Annotated in this window: 10 protein-coding genes; 3 read left to right on the top strand and 7 right to left on the bottom strand. The window is 63.5% G+C overall.

The annotated features are described in order from the left end of the window. The first annotated feature begins 9 nt into the window (after positions 1 to 9). From ACS7SF_RS24495 to ACS7SF_RS24485, 3 genes are all read left to right on the top strand, one after another. Complete coding sequence (locus tag ACS7SF_RS24495; protein ID WP_439893076.1) at positions 10 to 3,516, top strand: Dyp-type peroxidase; 3,507 nt, start codon at positions 10 to 12, stop codon at positions 3,514 to 3,516. Between the two features lie 95 nt (positions 3,517 to 3,611). Next, positions 3,612 to 5,756: a multicopper oxidase family protein gene (locus ACS7SF_RS24490; protein ID WP_439893075.1), complete on the top strand. Its 2,145-nt coding sequence runs from the start codon at positions 3,612 to 3,614 to the stop codon at positions 5,754 to 5,756. Positions 5,757 to 6,248: 492 nt separating this feature from the next. Beyond that, positions 6,249 to 8,048, top strand: a complete 1,800-nt coding sequence (locus tag ACS7SF_RS24485; protein WP_439893074.1) for a hypothetical protein — start codon at positions 6,249 to 6,251, stop codon at positions 8,046 to 8,048. Between the two features lie 117 nt (positions 8,049 to 8,165). Here ACS7SF_RS24485 and ACS7SF_RS24480 read toward each other — a convergent pair whose 3' ends face one another. The 7 genes from ACS7SF_RS24480 to pgi all read right to left on the bottom strand — a co-directional run bounded on the left by ACS7SF_RS24480 (position 8,166) and on the right by pgi (position 16,713). Beyond that, positions 8,166 to 9,092, bottom strand: a complete 927-nt coding sequence (locus tag ACS7SF_RS24480; RefSeq protein WP_439893073.1) for a carbohydrate kinase family protein — start codon at positions 9,090 to 9,092, stop codon at positions 8,166 to 8,168. Positions 9,093 to 9,096: 4 nt separating this feature from the next. Further along, on the bottom strand, positions 9,097 to 10,044 hold the full coding sequence (locus ACS7SF_RS24475; protein ID WP_439893072.1) for an ABC transporter substrate-binding protein: 948 nt from the start codon (positions 10,042 to 10,044) through the stop codon (positions 9,097 to 9,099). Positions 10,045 to 10,132: 88 nt separating this feature from the next. Beyond that, positions 10,133 to 11,167: an ABC transporter permease subunit gene (locus ACS7SF_RS24470; protein WP_439893071.1), complete on the bottom strand. Its 1,035-nt coding sequence runs from the start codon at positions 11,165 to 11,167 to the stop codon at positions 10,133 to 10,135. A gap of 40 nt (positions 11,168 to 11,207) precedes the next feature. Continuing rightward, on the bottom strand, positions 11,208 to 12,761 hold the full coding sequence (locus ACS7SF_RS24465) for a sugar ABC transporter ATP-binding protein (RefSeq protein ID WP_439893070.1): 1,554 nt from the start codon (positions 12,759 to 12,761) through the stop codon (positions 11,208 to 11,210). Further along, on the bottom strand, positions 12,748 to 13,998 hold the full coding sequence (locus ACS7SF_RS24460; protein WP_439893069.1) for an ROK family protein: 1,251 nt from the start codon (positions 13,996 to 13,998) through the stop codon (positions 12,748 to 12,750). The genes ACS7SF_RS24465 and ACS7SF_RS24460 overlap by 14 nt, the downstream gene beginning before the upstream one ends. A gap of 183 nt (positions 13,999 to 14,181) precedes the next feature. After that, on the bottom strand, positions 14,182 to 15,090 hold the full coding sequence (locus ACS7SF_RS24455) for a carbohydrate kinase family protein (RefSeq protein ID WP_439893068.1): 909 nt from the start codon (positions 15,088 to 15,090) through the stop codon (positions 14,182 to 14,184). Between the two features lie 24 nt (positions 15,091 to 15,114). Next, positions 15,115 to 16,713 carry a glucose-6-phosphate isomerase gene (pgi, locus tag ACS7SF_RS24450; protein WP_439894476.1) on the bottom strand — a complete coding sequence of 533 codons (1,599 nt, stop codon included), beginning with the start codon at positions 16,711 to 16,713 and terminating at the stop codon, positions 15,115 to 15,117. Positions 16,714 to 16,747 lie beyond the last annotated feature (34 nt).

The raw sequence follows: 16,747 nt of genomic DNA, 5'->3' as shown, positions 1-16,747 counted from the left end.
GAACCCCAAATGTTTGCTGATATCGTCAAAGGCGCGCAGCGTGGCTTGCTGCTGCGGCCGCTGTTCGGTCTGATGACCACGCTGGAGTTACGCAACCACGATGCCGACACGCAGCGCGCGGTGTTGGCGCTGGTGCGCACCCTGAACCAGGCCGTGGAAAATGCGCCGCAACCCAGCGGACTCGTCGCGGCGTTCTCGCCCGAACTATGGGGCCGCTGGCACAACCGGGAGATCCCGGTGAGCCGCCGCGTGCTGGAGCATTCGCCCAAGCTGCGCAACACCGGTGGTGATGTGTTCCTCTTCCTGAAAACGCCGGATGCGCAGACCGCCGAACAATTGATGAGCGATTTCCGCGCCGAGCTGACCGCGCTTTCCAGCCGGATGGATGAGGTTCCGGTAGGCAAGCGCACAGACGGGCGCGTGATCGGCGGGCGTTATCTCGACGGCATCACCAACCCCAATGATCCGGTCAGCCTAGCGGAAGACATTCTGGTGGATGGCCCTTACGCGGGCGCGGCATTCGGTTTCACTCAGAAGTTCTTGTTCGACTGGACGGGCATCGCCGCCATGGCGCCCGATACCGAAGACGCGATGATCGGTCGGGATACGACGGGCGCCATCCTGCCGCAGAACGCCACCGATGCCCACATCCACCGCGCCCACGCCCTCGATGCCAACGGCGACAACCGCAAGCTGCTACGCCAAGCATTGCCTTTCGGCGAACAGGCCGGCCACGCGGCGCGCGAGGAAGGATTGATGTTCGTGGCGTTCTGCAACGAGCAGGAACGCTTCGAGACCATCTTGCACCGCCTGATGGGCGACATGCCCGACCGACCGGCCGACCGTCTCATGAGCGTGGTACAGGGTGTGGCTGGCGCTTACTGGTATGTGCCAGCCGCAGCGGAACTGGGCGTGCCCAGCGTGGCAAGTCTGTCGGAAGCCGCCGAAGATCCCCACTGGCAGGTGCGCAGCAGCAACGGATATCTGTTCTACAACTCGCAGGACTATCTGCACCAAATGGCCGAAGGCCGCTATGCACCCGGCGACCCGCCAAGCCCACGCTTGCTGGCCTTGCTGGGGCGGACGTTCTCCCACTGGAGCGATGGGTGGCTGCGTCGCAAGCCGTTCCCGCGCTTGCCGCATCTCTCCACGCTGGTGACGCCACAAGACGCCGATGTGATGCAGCGCTCGGCACAACTGCGCAAGGGGCTGGCCAACAAGAAGACGTTGGCTGACCTGCTATCCGCGCCAGCGTCGCCGATTGCGCGGGATACCCAACTGCTGCGCATCTATCCGGAAGAGCTGATCGTCGGCGTGATACCCGACTTCACGCTGGGGCGTGGCAAGGAGGTCGTACCGTATCTGAGCGAAGACGAAACGGTTGCAGCCTGGCTCAAAGGCGAACTGAACGAGTGGTCTGCCATGGGCCACGTGGTGCCGGATTACCAAACGCTCGTGGCGCAGGGGATCGGTAACTTGCTGACGGATCTCCGCCACCAGCAGGCGCAAACGGGACTGTCTGCCCAACAGGCCGATTTCTTTCAGTCGGCAATCTGGTCGCTTGAAGGCGTGCAGGCTTATCTGCAGAACTGGGCCATCCTGGCCGACCAGGCTGCCGCCCGCGCGCAGCAGCCAGACGACGCACGGAACATGCGGGATGTGGCGGCTCGCTTGCGGCGCCTGACCACGGACAAGCCGGCAGACTTCCACGATGGCGTGCAACTGATCTATTCGTTCCACTGTTGCCTGCACCTCGTGGGCGAGTTGACTTCGTTTGGCCGGCTCGATCAGATTCTGTGGCCGCTCTTGCAGCAAGCACCCATCGATGACGCGCGCGCGCAGGACATCATCGACTGCCTGTGGCTCAAGATCGGCGAGAACGCCTTCGTCAACCGCGCCAACATCACCGACTACGTCAACTACGGCACCACCGCCGTCTGCGGCTTGGGCGGCAACTTCCCCCAAGGCGGCGGCATCAACCAGTGGGTCCAGCAGATCACGGTGGGCGGCTACCTGGCCAATGACGATGCCACGCCCACAGGCGGCGTGAACCCCGTCACCATGCTGTGTCTCAAGGCCGCGCGTCGGATTCCCGTCAACGCCCCGACGTTGTCGCTGCGCGTGTACAAAGACATGCCGCAGGCCGTGCTCGATGCAGCGGTGCAGTCGCTGCTCGCCGGCGGGGCGCATCCCATCCTGTATCAGGACGACAAGCTGTGTGAGGCGCTTCATCGTTCGGGCAGCGCGGTCCCTCTGCGCTGGGCGCGCGACTATGCCGCCGATGGCTGCTATGAGCCGATGTTCGCCGGTGCCACGGAGTTTGCGTTTGCCAACGTCACGCCGATGCTGGCGCTCGAGCAGGCGCTGAACCAGGGCGCAACCTATGGCGCGGCGGGACCCGTCTATCTGCGCGGGCTCAAGCAAACCTTCCGGTCCCCGCCCGTGCGGGAGATCGATAGTTTCGAGAAGCTGCAAGCGCAGTTCCTGCACCAGCTCGAATGGTTGGTGATCCAGACCTACAACGTCATCCTTGGCGCTTACGGCAACCTCGCCGGCATCTGCCCGAGCCCGCTGCTGTCGGTGCTGATCGATGGCTGCGCAGCGTCAGGGCGTGACCTGACGAGCGCCGGCGCACGCTTTCACGTCATCGCACCGCTCTGCGTGGGTGTGTCGAACACCATCGACTCGCTCTATGCCATCAAGAAGCTCGTGTTCGAGCGCGACAGCGCCATCGCCACCTTGCCTGAGCTGGTGGACTGCCTGATCAACGACTGGGGTGCCAACCTGGTCGAGCCCTATCAGAACAGCTTGATGGGCCCAGCGGCGGCCGGCGAACGCACACGCCGCTACCAGGAGTGGCGCGAAGCCGCATTGCGACTGCCCAAATGGGGCAGCGGCCACGCCGAAGTGGACGCGCTGGGTGCCTGGTTGATGGACCATCTGGTGCGGCTGTGCGTGGACGTCGTCCGGCGGCCACACCCGGCACTGCAGCCCGCGCTCGACAACATCACCAAGACGTACGGTGCGTTCGAATTCGTCGTCACGCCGGGTATCGGGACCTTCGAAGGTTATGTCGGCGACGGCCAAGGTTGCGGTGCATCGGCAGACGGCCGGCGCAACGGCATGCCGATCGCATCCGACCTGTCGCCAGCGCCAGCACCACAGGATCTGCCGGCCAGCCCGGCTTTCCGCAACATCTACCAGTCGCTCAACAGCTGGAAGGTGGATGCCATCGACTACGGCTTGTCGAATGCGTCGCCGGTGGACATGAACATCCCGGAGAGCTTTGCGCTCGACGATCTCAAGCGCTTCCTGCGCGTCTATGCGGACGGCGGGACCGGCTCGAACCTGATCACGCTCACCTGCGCGGATCTCGCTACCTATCAGGCGGCCAGCAACGATCCGGAACGCTATGACCTGCTGCGGGTACGCATGGGCGGGTGGACGGAGTTTTACGCCGTCATGTTCCCGATGCATCAGGAACAGCACCAACGGCGCCAGTACTTTACGCCGTAGGCGTCTGCGCGCATCAGCATCAACCGGAGGGGTGGTACGGGACCGCTACAGGTCGCCTTGCAGCAAATCGCCATAGACAAAAAAGGGGGTGGACGATGCAATGCAGCACACCGGAAGTCGACCAAGGCCAGGCAAGCCGCCCGGCGAATCCAGCGGGCCGAACTGCTGGCGGCAAGACGTTGCGCACCGCCGCGCTGGGTGCCTTTTTTCTGAGCGGGTTGGCATGGCAGCCCGCAGTTGCGCAGGCGGTGGACAACCTCTTCGCCAACCCGCCGTCCTTGCCGCAAGTGGCGCCCGCCCAGGAGGCCCTTACCACGCCGGGCGTGCCGCGTGCCATGTCGGCACTCAGTCTGGCCACCACGGCACAGCCGCACGCCGGCAGGGAGCGTGCCTTCGATCTGCATATCGACTACAAGGACGGGACGCTGTATGACCCCGGCCAGCAGCGCTACCAGAAGGTGAGGCTACGCGGCTATATCGGGACCGGCGTGACGTCGGACGCGTTCGTCGCCCCGCAGATCGACGTGACGCCGGGCGATACCGTCCGCATCACCCTGCACAACGACCTGAAGGGCAACGACGGCTGTACTGGCGACACTGCTCCAGACAAGCCGCACTGCTTCAACGGCACCAACCTGCATTCGCATGGCCTGTGGGTCAGTCCGACCGGCAATAGCGACAACGTGCTGCTGTCGCTCAACCCGCAGACCAGCTTCCAGTACGAGTACAACATCCCGGCCGACCATCCGGCCGGGACTTTCTGGTATCACCCGCACCGCCACGGCTCGACGGCGCTGCAGGTAGCCAGCGGCATGTCGGGTGCCCTGGTCATCCACGGCGACCGTAAGCCCACGCCCAGAGTTAATGGCGACCTGGACACCCTGCTCGTGGATGGGAACGGTCAGCCGTTCAAGGATCGCACGCTACTGCTTCAGCAGATCCAGTACTACTGCCTCGACGGCACGCAGCAGACGTGGGACTGCAAGCCCAACCAGACCGGCATCATCGAGTCTTATGACTACATGGGACCCGACACCTGGGCCGATTCGGGCCGCTGGACGAGCATCAACGGCAAGGTCATGCCAACCTTCGCCGATGCGCGGGCGGGCCAGGTGGAGCGCTGGCGCCTCATCCATGCCGGCATCCGCGAAACCATCACGGTGCAATTCCGCAAGATGGCGAGTACCGCGACGTCCAACGCGCGTCCAACAAAAGCTGGCATGGCGCAATTTCTGGATAGCGTCTGCACGGGGCCTGTCGTGCCCTACCAGGTCGTGGCCGCCGATGGCCTGACCATGGGCAACACGCTGACCAGCGATACCGTGACGCTGCAGCCGGGCTACCGCTATGACCTGCTGGTCGTCTTCCCGGAAGCGGGCAACTACTGCGTCACCGAAGTGACAAAATCCGGCGCCGCCACCGTCAGCCGAGCGGCGACGCCGCCCGGCATGCTGGGTGTGGTGACCGTGCGCGGCGGGACGCCCACGCACGACCCGACCGGCACGCTGGTCCACCAGTTGGTCGATTCAGCACGCCGCCACATGCCGGCCGACGTGCGTGACGCCATCATCCGTGACCTGATGGCGAAGGACAGCGCCGGCAAGCGGGCCGTGCGCCTGACCCGCTTCGTGCCGCATCCGACCATCACCGACCAGGAGATCGGAAACACCCCGCAGCAGGAGATGGTGTTCTACCTGGGTACCGGTATCGATCCGCAGCCTGCCGCGTTCAAGTTCACTGTGGGCAACAGCTTCGAGGTTGTGCAAGGCTCCACCGGCCAATGGGTACCGAAGGGCGCATCGGCCTACGACCCCGCCCGTGTCAACCGGCCCCTGATCCTCGGCAAGGCCCAGCAATGGGAACTGCGGTCATACAGTGTCAGCCACCCTTTCCACATCCACGTCAATCCGTTCCAGATCGTTGCCGTGCTGGACCCGAAGGGCAACGACGTCAGCGTGCCGGGTTATGTCGAGGCGGATGGCGACAACCAGTTCGCCGGGCTCAAGGGCGTATGGAAGGATACGCTGTGGGTCAAGACCGATCTGAGGCCCACCGACAAGCTCACCAACCCGCCGCAGAAGAAGTACTACCGCCTGATCGTGCGCACGCGCTATGAGCGCTACATCGGTGAGTTTGTACTGCACTGCCACATCCTTGACCACGAGGACCAGGGCATGATGCAAAACGTGGCGATCGGTCTGAGCGATGGCGCGGGCGGCCTGGCGCACGCGCATCACTGATCGAAGCCGCAGCGGGACATGCGGGAGCAGGCAAACCCCGCTGCCTCATGGTCCCGCTTCTTCCGAGTCTTGCGTGACCACCATGAGTGCGTCGACTGCTGATCGGAAGCACGCAAAGCCGCCATCTGGCGGCTTCATCAAGACGCCGACTCAATCAATACCGGCGCATTGGATCCGCTTATACAGATCGCCAATGACGCAATGATGGTGAAGCTGTCTAGAAGGGGCGCCATATCGCGCTGACTCCCGTCTGCATTCGTGCCTTGCCGGTATATCAGATAGAGAAAAATTTCATTGGCAGGATGCGCATGGCCGACCAAACCTTCTGATTGGGATCCGGCTGCGTAATAGGCATCGCGATCACTGGCTTGCGAAGTTCCAGTGTGAAGCGGTCACGGCTGGTTGCGTGCGTAGTCCGTCAGACGATATTGCCCGCGAGCCAATGAAGCAGGCATATCCATTCAAACAATGACAACAACGGGAGACATCAGGATGACCACGCCCATTGCGACCACCCGGGTGGTCCGTGAGAGGTTCTTCGGTGCGGTGGTTCGCATCGGCCGTCGCGGCACGCTGGCTTGGTTTCGGCTGGCTCTGGCGGTGGCGTTAGCCGCCTTCGCGCTCGTACTTGCGTCCACTGCGCCCGCGCAGACGAAAAAGCCAAACGGAATTGATTATTCGATGTACTACGTGGCGGACGTGCGTGATAACGAGCACTGCAAAATGACCGTCGACAAAAACGGCAAGTGGTCTGTCGATGAGCGCATCAGCAATCCCGCGATGACTTGCCCCGACATGACGTCTTGGCGGCTGTTCGCCACGGCGGTGCGTGACCGCTTCTGGCGCGATTGGGCCGACGAAGACCAGAACTGGCCGCAACAGCCGTGGCCACTCTGCACGGCCACCACCGGCCACAACTGCTGCGACCCCCATTCTTCAAAGAACGACCCGCAGCACTGTCCGATCTTCCCCGGCGATATGCGCGAGCACGGTGCGATGTTGCTGAAGTCAGGCGCCCCCGCGCTCCGGATCGGCCGCCCTGCCATCACGCAGCACCTGCAGGAAATGGCCACGCCGGTCGATCTGGACAAGACCGTGACAGAGTTCAACACGATACGGGCGCTAAGCGCCCAGGCGCCCGACATGCCGCAGTGCTCAGACTCGGTGGTGGACAAGCTGGTGCCCAAGAGCTACGAAAGCATCGGTCGGGTGATTCGCCAGACCAATTCCGAAGTCACCATCCGCAACCGGGCTTTCCACAACTACCTGTTTGAAAACAATCTCTACAACAGTAACGGGGTGGCCGCCGTATTTGCGGCGAACGATGAGAACCAGCGGAAAAACGCGCCATATGCGCTGGACAGTCGTTCTGCAAGCCAAGGCCAAGCCGCGAAGCTGGGCAAAATCGACTTCCCGCCAGATGCCATCATGATCAAGAGCAACTGGTTGTATGAGGGCATCGCCAAGAAGCTCGGCATCGCCAACACGCGCGAGAAGCCTTTCATCACCCAGAAAATGACCACGGTGGTCAAGTACAACGAGGGCACCACGTCCGTGAGCTGCAAGCTGACCGGTGTGCACTACCTGATGGCGTTCCACGTTTCATCCAAGGACGTCCCCAACTGGGTCTGGACGACATTCGAGCACATTGCCATGCCCGGTCGATGCGACTTCATCGGTTGCAACGACGCTTACGGCTACAAGTCCACCGACCCGCTGCCCAGTGGCGTGGCCCGCAACTACATGGCGCCGCACGTCAAGTCAGACGGGCTCGTGATGTCACCATCTACCGTCTTCGATCACGACAAGCTGTATCCGGTGGAAGCGATCAACGCCGGGCTCGACCAAGTCTTTAAGAACCTTGGCATCGGCACGGCCATGAGCACGAACAGCGAGCAGGCTTCGATCTCCGACCTGGGCTGGCGCAGTTATCGGCTGAAGGGTTCCCAGGTCGAGTTCACGAACTCCATGGGCCGCAAGACCGTGCTGGGCAATTCCATCACAGAGGCTGGCTTCATGAACAATTCAAGCTGCATGACCTGCCACGCCCGAGCCGGCATCCATGTGGAACGCGACAAGGCAAACTTCTTCCGGTTGAGTGTGTTCAACAAGGATCAGTCCGATTACGGCTACGCATTGAGCTATCACGGCATCCCGAATCCCGCGTGGTTCCACAACGACAACAACAGCGGCACGCTCGACGTGATGCAGGTCGACTTCGTTTGGGGCTTCCTTAACGCCAACGCTGTGGCTGCTCCGACAGCGAGGGAAGGTGGTCCACGGGCACCTTGAGCCTGTCCCGAGCATCTGATTGGGTGAACGCCCGGCGGTGATCTCGCCGGGCATTTTTTTGTTCGCGCCCGAGAATCGACGATTCACCGCAAAGGACGAAGCTGACAGCGTTGCGCCTCACTCGACACATCGCTCGTATCGCCCAGGGAGCAGTGACGCCACCTCGGCAGCAGTGGGCGCGTATGCGCCGGGATGCCCGCAGACGACCGCCGCGCACGCGGCCGCGTAGCGCAGATGGTCGACCGCAGGAGCCTCCGGGTGCGTAAGCAGACTCGCCATCCAGCCGCCGACGCTTGCGTCGCCGCAGCCCACCGTGTCGGCAACCACGGTCTGAAATGCCGGCTGGAACAGCACGTTGCCGCCTTCAAAAAGCGTCATGCCCGACGCGCCGCACGTCAGAAGTACGGCTGCATCCGGCGCCCATTCGCGGAGTTGCGCGAGCGCGGCAGCTTCGTCGAGGTCGGGAAAGAGGCCACCCAGATCCTCGTCCGAAACCTTGATGTAGCTGGCTAGGCCAGCCATGCGCCGTAGCGTGGTGCGATACGCCGGCTCGGCCATTGGTGCGCGGAAGTTCGGGTCGAAGGAGATCCGCTTGCCTGCCGCACGCGCGCTCTGCGCAACCTCGATCAGGCGTGAGGCAAGCGGCTCGCGCACCAGGCCGAGCGAGCCGAAGTGCACGATTTCGGCCGCATTGAGCGCGCCTGCAGGCAGCTCGGACGGATCGAACACCAGGTCGGCACTGTGTTCGCCGATAAAGAAATACCGGGGCGGCTGCTTCGACACCACCATTGCGAGAAGCGGTGGGCGGTTGACCTGCCGCATGAAGCGCAGGTCGAGGCCGGCCTCGGCGCTCTTTTGCATCAGTTCATCACCGAACACGTCGTCGCTCACGGTCCCGGCAAAGCCGGTGGGCACGCCGAGCCGCGCGCCCACGCGCGCGACGTTCCAGCACGAGCCGCCGGCAAGGCTGCGCCAATGATTGGCGTCGTCGCGGATAAAGTCGGTCAGCGCTTCGCCGAAGACGAGCAGTCGGGGCAGGTTCATTGACTTAGTGCGCGCTCCAGCCCTTGTAGCTCTTCACGTTGTCGCGCGTGACCAGCTGCGGATCCAGCAGGACCATCGGGTCGGCAGGCTTCTTGCCGTTCATGACGCCGTAGCCGATCTCAACGGCCTTCTGCGCCATGGCCCACGGATCCTGGCTCGCCGAGGCCTGCACGAGCGTATTGCTTTGCAGCGCGGTCTCGATGTCCGGCGCACCGTCGACCGACGTGATGACGATGTTGCTGCGGTTGAGCTGCTTGGCGGCGAGATCGCTGCCAATGGCCTGCGGATCGTTGATCGTGAATACGCCATCCAGCTTGGGGAAGCGTGTCAGATAGCCCTGCATTGCGCTCATGCCACCTTCGCGCGAGCCCTTGCCGTCCTGGTCGGAGGACAAGATCTTGATGCCCGGGTTCTTGGCAAGCACCGTCTTGCAGCCGTTCACTCGATCAATCACGGCGGACACCTGCGGGCCGTTCTCGATGATCACGTTGCCCTTGCCGCCGAGCTTCTTCGCCAGGTAGTCGCACGCCAGCTCGCCGGCCTTCACGTTATTCGTCTGCACGGTCGCGTCGGCACCGGCGGCCGCCACGTCGACCGCGATGACCGGGATGCCCGCTGCCTGCGCCTTCTTGAGCGCCGGCTCGATCGCCTTCGCATCGGCTGCGTTCAATAGGATCAGGTCGACGTGTGCGGAAATGAAGTTGTCGATCTGCGTGAACTGCTTGTTCAAATCGTAGTCCGCAGAGACGGCGGTGACTTTCGCGTTCGGGTTGATTGCCTTCGCACGCGCCTCGGCGCCCTTGACCACGGTGACGAAGTACGGGTTGCCGAGCGAGCCGACCGTTACGCCGATCGATTTCAGCGGCTTGTCTGCCGCATGCGCGGCGATCCCCGCAAACGCCATCGCGCATGCCATGCCGGCTTGCATCGCCTTGATCTTGAATGTGTGCATATCGTCGTCTCCAGATGGCCCATGACTAAGACGCGCACGTGGACCTGCGTGTGCGCCGGTATTGAGGTATTGAATAGATTGGGATAGGTCAGGTGCGGGCCGATTCGCGCCGACGGTAGCGGTCCAGCGTGACGGCGCCAATGATGACCAGGCCCTTGATGATGTATTGCCAGATGTCGGATACACCCAGCAGCACCAAGCCGTTCGAAAGCACTGCGATGATCAGAGCGCCGACCAGCGTGCCCACAATCGAGCCAACACCGCCGACGAAGCTCGTGCCGCCGAGGATCACTGCAGCGATCGCATCGAGCTCATACGACTGGCCGAGCTGCAGGCCGTTTGCCGCATAGAGGCGCGCAGCCGACATCAGCGCACCGAGTCCGGCGAGCAGACCTGACGTCGCGTAGACGAAGAGTTCGATCGCCCGCACGTTGATGCCCGCCAGGCGCGCTGCTTCCGGGTTGCCGCCCACCGAGTAGATGCGCATGCCCAGCACGGTGCGGCGCAGGATGAACCACGAGCCCGCAACCACCGCGATGGCGATCACGACAAGCCACGGCACACCCAGAATCGAGCCATTGCCAATGAACGCGAACGGCAGCTGCGGGTTAAAGAGGGTTGTGTCGTTGCCCATCAGACGGGCGATGCCGCGTACGGCGGTCAACGCGCCAAGGGTGACGATGAACGGCGGCAGACGCAGGAACGCAACCAGCGCGCCGTTGACGAGCCCGAACCCGAGTCCGACGAGCAGCGCAGCCGGCACCCCAAGGCCGCCCCAACCGGGGATGTTCGACGCGATGAGCGCAGCAACCGCCGCGGCGGAGAGAACCGAACCGACGGAGAGGTCGATGCCGCCCGTCAGGATCACAAACGTCATGCCAGCGGCAAGCACGATATTGATCGACGCCTGCTGCGTGACGATCGACAGGTTCTGCACCGTGAAGAATCCATCCGTCATAACGCCGAAGCCGATGCAGAGAAGCATCAGCACAGGCAGCATGCCGGCCGTTCGCATCAGTGACTGCATGCGAGCCCGATGACTGACAAGGCGCGCTTGCAACGCACGGTGGGGGGCCACAGAGGCTTGCGCGGACGCGAGGTCGCGCTGCTTGATCTGATTCATATCGTTCACCTGTAGGTGGAATAGCGCTTCGCGGCGCAACTCAGTGCGCTTGCGCCAACGCTGTTTGCGAGCCGGTGGCGAGTGCGATGATGGCCTCTTGCGTGATCGGCTGGCCGGTATCGCCACCGAGTTCGCCGGCAATCGTGCCTTCACGCATCACGAGCACGCGATCGGCGATGCCGATCAACTCGGGCAACTCGCTGGAGATCACGATCACGCCGACCCCGCTGCGCGCGAGTTCGTTGATGATTCGATAGATTTCCGATTTGGCGCCAATGTCCACGCCGCGCGTCGGCTCATCAAGGATCAGCACGCGCGGCTTGGTTTCCAGCAAGCGCGACAGCAGCACCTTTTGCTGATTGCCGCCTGACAACGCGCCAGCGTTCACATTCGCATGCGGTACACGGATCGACAGTGAGGAGATCGCGTCGCGTGCACGCTTTGCCCCGCGCACGAGGTCGAGTACGCCGCCTTGCGCATCGCGGTTGGCAACGGAAATATTGATGTTGTCGCGCACACTCATATCGAGGAACAGGCCCTGCCGCTTGCGGTCTTCCGTCAAGTAAGCGAGGCCCGCATCGATTGCATCGCGTGGCGAATGTGCACCGAACGCTCTGTCGCCTAGCGTCACCTCGCCGCGCGTGCGCGGTTGCGCGCCGAAGATCAGGTGCGCAAGCTCCGTACGGCCCGCGCCGACCAGGCCCGCGATGCCCAGCACCTCGCCGGCATGCAAGTCGAGGCTACAACCACGCACGCGGGCGCCGTCGGCAACGTCGCGCACGGAAAGCAGCAGGTGACCGCGATCGTACGGCGCGTGTTCCTTCTTGTAGAAGCCGGAGATGTCGCGGCCGACCATCATGGAAACGAGCCGCTCGGCCGACAGCGACGCGCGGTCCAGCGAGCCAACGTAGGCGCCGTCGCGCAGCACCGACACGCGGTCGGATAACGCGTAGATCTCATCCATCCGATGGCTGATGTAGATGATGGCGAGGCCTTCGGCACGCAATTGACGGATGAGTGCGAACAGGTGCTCCGTCTCGCGCGACGATAGCGGCGTCGTGGGCTCGTCCATCACCAGCACACGCGCCTTTGTGTGCACCGCGCGCGCGATCTCGACCAACTGCTGCTCGGCGATCGACAGCGTACCGACCAGCGTTTCGGGCCCGAAGCTCGCACCCAGGCGTTTGAGTACATCCACGCAGCCACGCGCCATTGCGGGGCGGTCGATCATGCCCCAACGGCGGTTGCCGCGACGCAGTTCGCGGCCAACATAGATGTTCTCCGCCACGGTGAGGTTCGGTGCGAGGCAGAGCTCCTGGTAAATCACCGCGATACCAGCGTCGCGCGCGGCGAGCGGGCTGTCGACGACGAGCCGCTTGCCGTCGATCATGATTTCGCCACCCGGATCCGCTTGGTAGGCGCCCGAGAGGATCTTCATCAGGGTCGACTTGCCGGCGCCGTTCTCGCCCATCAGCGAATGCACTTCACCGGGGTAGACCGCCAAGCTGACGTTGTTGAGTGCGCGTACGCCGGGGAACGTCTTGCTGATTCTCTGCATTTCGAGCAGCGGACGCGACGTCTCAGAACGCAACATAGCTGACCTCCTGCGTTCGCACGCTGGCACCTTTGAGGATGCCGGTGCGCGGCGAGAAGTTGAAGAACATCGGCAGCGTTGCGGCGCCAATTGCGCCGGCGTCCGGGCCGAACGAACCGCGCACGAACGTCGGCAAGCCGCGCGCCTCCGGCGTGATCTCGGCAAGCGCGTTGGACAGGCGCCGTATCAGCGTATCGATCAGGCCCGCGTCGGTGTCGGCATCAAACACGATGGCCGACGCATCCAGCACCGACAGCACCGAGCGCAGTGCGGGGGCCAGCGCGTCAACGCAGTCGTCGACCCATTCGTCGACAGCCCGCGTGCCACGCGCAATGCACGCTTCCAGATCCGCGCGCGTCTCGACGGTCTCGCCGCAATAGCGCAAATGGCGGATCAGCGCGCTCAGCGAGGTGCGGGTGAGCAGGATGTCCCATGCGCCGGTTGGCGCGGGAGCGGATGGCAGGCGGCTCGGCAGCACGGGCATCACCGCAAAGTCCCCGGCGTTGCCGGTGCGTCCGCGCAGGCAATCGCCGTCGACCGCAATGCCGCCGCCGATGACTGGCCCAAGGAACAGATAGACGAAGTTGTCGTGCTGGCGCCCGCAACCGTAGAACAGCTCCGCGATCGCGGCGGCATTGCAGTCGTTCTCGCTGAACACTGGCAACGCAATCGCGCGGCCAAGCTCGGCGGCAAAGTCGACCTCGGCCCAAGCGCGAAACGCGTCGGCCGGCAGGCCGATCTCGCGCAGCCAGCTGCCCAGGTTGTACGGCTGCCCGACACCGACGCCAGCGAGCCGCTGGCGCTCGCTAGCGGACAGCAGTTGCTGTATGGCGTCGATGTCCTGCCGCACGATTTCGAGCACGGCGGCGGGCGGCGGGAGCAGCGTATCGTGCGAGCGGCGCCCGAGCACTTCGCCCACGAAGTTGACAAGAACCGTCTCGATCCGCATCCGGTCCAGCCGGACACCGATGCCAAACGCGCCGCGCGGATCAAGGCGGATCAGCGACGCAGGCTGGCCGCGCTGGCCTTCGACGCGGCGGCCGGTGAATTCGATGAGCTTCGCGTCAGCCAGTGACGTGATGATGCTGCCGACCGCAGTCCCGGTGAGGTTGGCGAGGCGCGCGAGTTCGGCCTTCGACGCGCTGCCCGCGCGCCGCAGTGCCTTGAGGAGTAGGCGCTCGTTGTAGCGGCGCACGTTGGCCGAATTGCTGCCCTGGCCGATGTGCGGACTTCTCATGTTGTCTCCGGGCCGCGCCGTTTTCCGGCGTCATTAATTAAATCAACGTGATTTAGTTAATAACATGTCGTCACAGATGTCAGCCTAGGGAAATCCCGGTGTCGTCTCGGCGTCGGCCTAGGTGAGAAAACTCTGAAGTAGCGAGGGCGACTGGAAGATGTCGGGCGCGGTGGTGGTAAGGCACTATCGACGCTCGACGAGCGCCGAGACTTCCGCCATCGTCGGCGCATACGCCCCGCGATGTGTGCAGACCACCGCCGCGCACGCCGCTGCATGGCGCACATGCTCGATCGCGGATGCGTCGGGACGGGCAAGCAAGCTTGCCATCCAGCCGCCGACGCTCGCATCGCCACAGCCGACGGCATCGACCACCGCGGCCGGAAACGCCGGCTGCTCGAACACGTCATCACCGTGCAGCAGTCGCATGCCGAAGGCGCCGCGCGTCACCAGCACGGCGGCCGTGGGCGCCCACGCACGCAACTGCGCGAGTGCCGCGGCCTCGTCGAGATCAGGAAATAAACCGCACAGGTCTTCGTCAGACACCTTGATGTAGTTGGCCAGGCCCGCCATTTTGCGCAGCGTCACACGGTATGACGAATCGGCCATTGGCGCACGGAAGTTCGGATCGAATGAAATGCGTTTGCCTGCATCGCGCACGGCCTGCGCAACCTCGATCAGGCGCGAAGCCAGCGGTTCGCGCACCATCCCGAGCGAACCCACATGGACAATCTCCACGGCATCAAGCCAGCCGTCTGGCAAGCTGGCCGGATCGAATGCGAGATCGGCGCTGTTCTCGCCAACAAAAAAGTACTGCGGCGGCTGTTTCGACACGACCATCGCCAGCAACGGCGCGCGGTCGACTTGCCGCATGAAGCGCATGTCGAGCCCGGCCTCCGCACTCAGGGCCATCAACTCGTCACCCAACATGTCACGGCTCACCGTGCCGGCAAAACCGGTTGGCACGCCGAGCCGTGCGGCGACACGCGCGACGTTCCAGCATGAGCCGCCTGCAACGCTGCGCCAGTGGCCCGCGTCCTCGCGAATGAAATCCGTCAGCGCTTCACCAAATACGACCAGTCGTGGGAGGTTCATCGTCTTCTCGCGTGTTCGCATGCGTCAGGCGGCCACGCCACGCCGCGCTTTGTATCGGCCAATCAATTGGTTGGTGGAACCGTCGTGCGACGGCTCGGCATCCGGCGCGGCAAGCTGCGCTTCGATGACGACGGCAAGCCGCTTTCCGAACTCGACACCCCATTGGTCAAAGGAGTTGATGCCCCACACCACGCCCTGCACGAATACCTTGTGCTCGTAGAGTGCAATCAGCGCGCCAAGCGATGCCGGGTCGAGCGTGTCCAGACAAATCGTGGTGGTGGGGCGGTTACCGTCGAAATTGCGGTGCGGCGCATCGGCATTACACCAGCCGTTCATCAAGGCTTCAGATTGCGCGAAACAATTGGCGACGAGGATGTCATGATGCTCAGCATGCCCGTGATGCGGCCGCATGCAGACGATCATGTCCGCTGGGATCGTAGCCGTGCCTTGATGCAGCAACTGGAAGAACGCGTGTTGGCCGTTGGTGCCGGGCTCACCCCAGATCACGGGACCGGTCGCATAGCCGACGCGCTGGCCGTCCAGCGTGACCGACTTGCCATTGCTCTCCATGTCGAGTTGCTGCAGATACGCGGGCAAACGATGCAGCCGATTGTCATACGGCGCGATCAATTGGCTCGTCGTACCGCGAAAATTCCGATGCCAGATACCGATCAGCGCGAGCAACACGGGCAGGTTGCACGCAAGCGGCGCCTCGGCAAAGTGTCGGTCCATCGCGTAAGCGCCGCCGAGCAACGCCTCGAACGCGTCCATGCCGGCCATGAGCGCAATCGGCAACCCGATCGCCGACCATAGCGAATAGCGTCCACCGACCCAGTCCCAAAATTCGAACATGTTCGCTGGGTCGATGCCAAATGCGGCCACCGCATCCGCATGGGTGGAAACCGCAACGAAATGCTTCGCGACCGCCGATTCCGCCGCACCGCTTGCCAGCAGCCATGCGCGCGCGGTACGGGCATTGACGAGTGTTTCGCGCGTCGTGAATGTCTTGGATGACACCACGAACAGCGTCGTTTCCGGCACGACCCGACTGAGCACCTCGGCAATGTCTGCGCCGTCGACATTCGATACGAAGTGCATCGACAGCCGTTCATGCGCGTATGGCTTGAGCGCTTCGCAAACCATGTTCGGCCCCAGGTCCGACCCGCCGATGCCGATATTGACAATGTCGGTGATCGGCAGGCCCGTATGGCCGCGCCAGGCCCCTTCTCGAACGGCATGGCTGAAGCGGCGCATCTTGTCGAACACCGCTGCAACTTGTGTCGTCACATCCGTGCCATCGACCCAGCGCGGCTTGCCTGATCGATCACGCAGCGCGACGTGCAGCACGGGGCGGTTCTCGGTGCGGTTGATCCGCTCGCCCGCGAACATCGCATCCCGCCGCGCCTCGACCTCCGTGGCCTGCGCAAGCGCCACAAGTCGATCGCGTGTTGCTTCGGTGACAGGATGCTTCGAGAAATCGACGAAGAGTCCCGCCGCTTCCAACGAGAACCGCGCCGCGCGTTCGGCATCGCGCGCGAACAGATCGCGGATCGATACATCGGTCATCGCATCGCGATGGGCGATCAATGCGCGCCACGCAGGTGTCTGGGTTAAACAGGTCATCATCAGGTCGTCGATCAATGGCAGCCCGTGCGCT

This window comes from Ralstonia sp. 25C, assembly GCF_051904805.1.
Lineage (GTDB): Bacteria > Pseudomonadota > Gammaproteobacteria > Burkholderiales > Burkholderiaceae > Ralstonia.
Note: the sequence above shows the minus strand (reverse complement) of the source record. Positions and strands in the feature narration are given on the sequence as shown.

Coding starts and splice junctions, on each gene's coding strand:
- ACS7SF_RS24495 (WP_439893076.1), top strand. CDS start 10: ATGTTTGCTGATATCGTCAAAGGCGCGCAGCGTGGCTTGCTGCTGCGG.
- ACS7SF_RS24490 (WP_439893075.1), top strand. CDS start 3,612: ATGCAATGCAGCACACCGGAAGTCGACCAAGGCCAGGCAAGCCGCCCG.
- ACS7SF_RS24485 (WP_439893074.1), top strand. CDS start 6,249: ATGACCACGCCCATTGCGACCACCCGGGTGGTCCGTGAGAGGTTCTTC.
- ACS7SF_RS24480 (WP_439893073.1), bottom strand. CDS start 9,092: ATGAACCTGCCCCGACTGCTCGTCTTCGGCGAAGCGCTGACCGACTTT.
- ACS7SF_RS24475 (WP_439893072.1), bottom strand. CDS start 10,044: ATGCACACATTCAAGATCAAGGCGATGCAAGCCGGCATGGCATGCGCG.
- ACS7SF_RS24470 (WP_439893071.1), bottom strand. CDS start 11,167: ATGAATCAGATCAAGCAGCGCGACCTCGCGTCCGCGCAAGCCTCTGTG.
- ACS7SF_RS24465 (WP_439893070.1), bottom strand. CDS start 12,761: ATGTTGCGTTCTGAGACGTCGCGTCCGCTGCTCGAAATGCAGAGAATC.
- ACS7SF_RS24460 (WP_439893069.1), bottom strand. CDS start 13,998: ATGAGAAGTCCGCACATCGGCCAGGGCAGCAATTCGGCCAACGTGCGC.
- ACS7SF_RS24455 (WP_439893068.1), bottom strand. CDS start 15,090: ATGAACCTCCCACGACTGGTCGTATTTGGTGAAGCGCTGACGGATTTC.
- pgi (WP_439894476.1), bottom strand. CDS start 16,713: ATGACCTGTTTAACCCAGACACCTGCGTGGCGCGCATTGATCGCCCAT.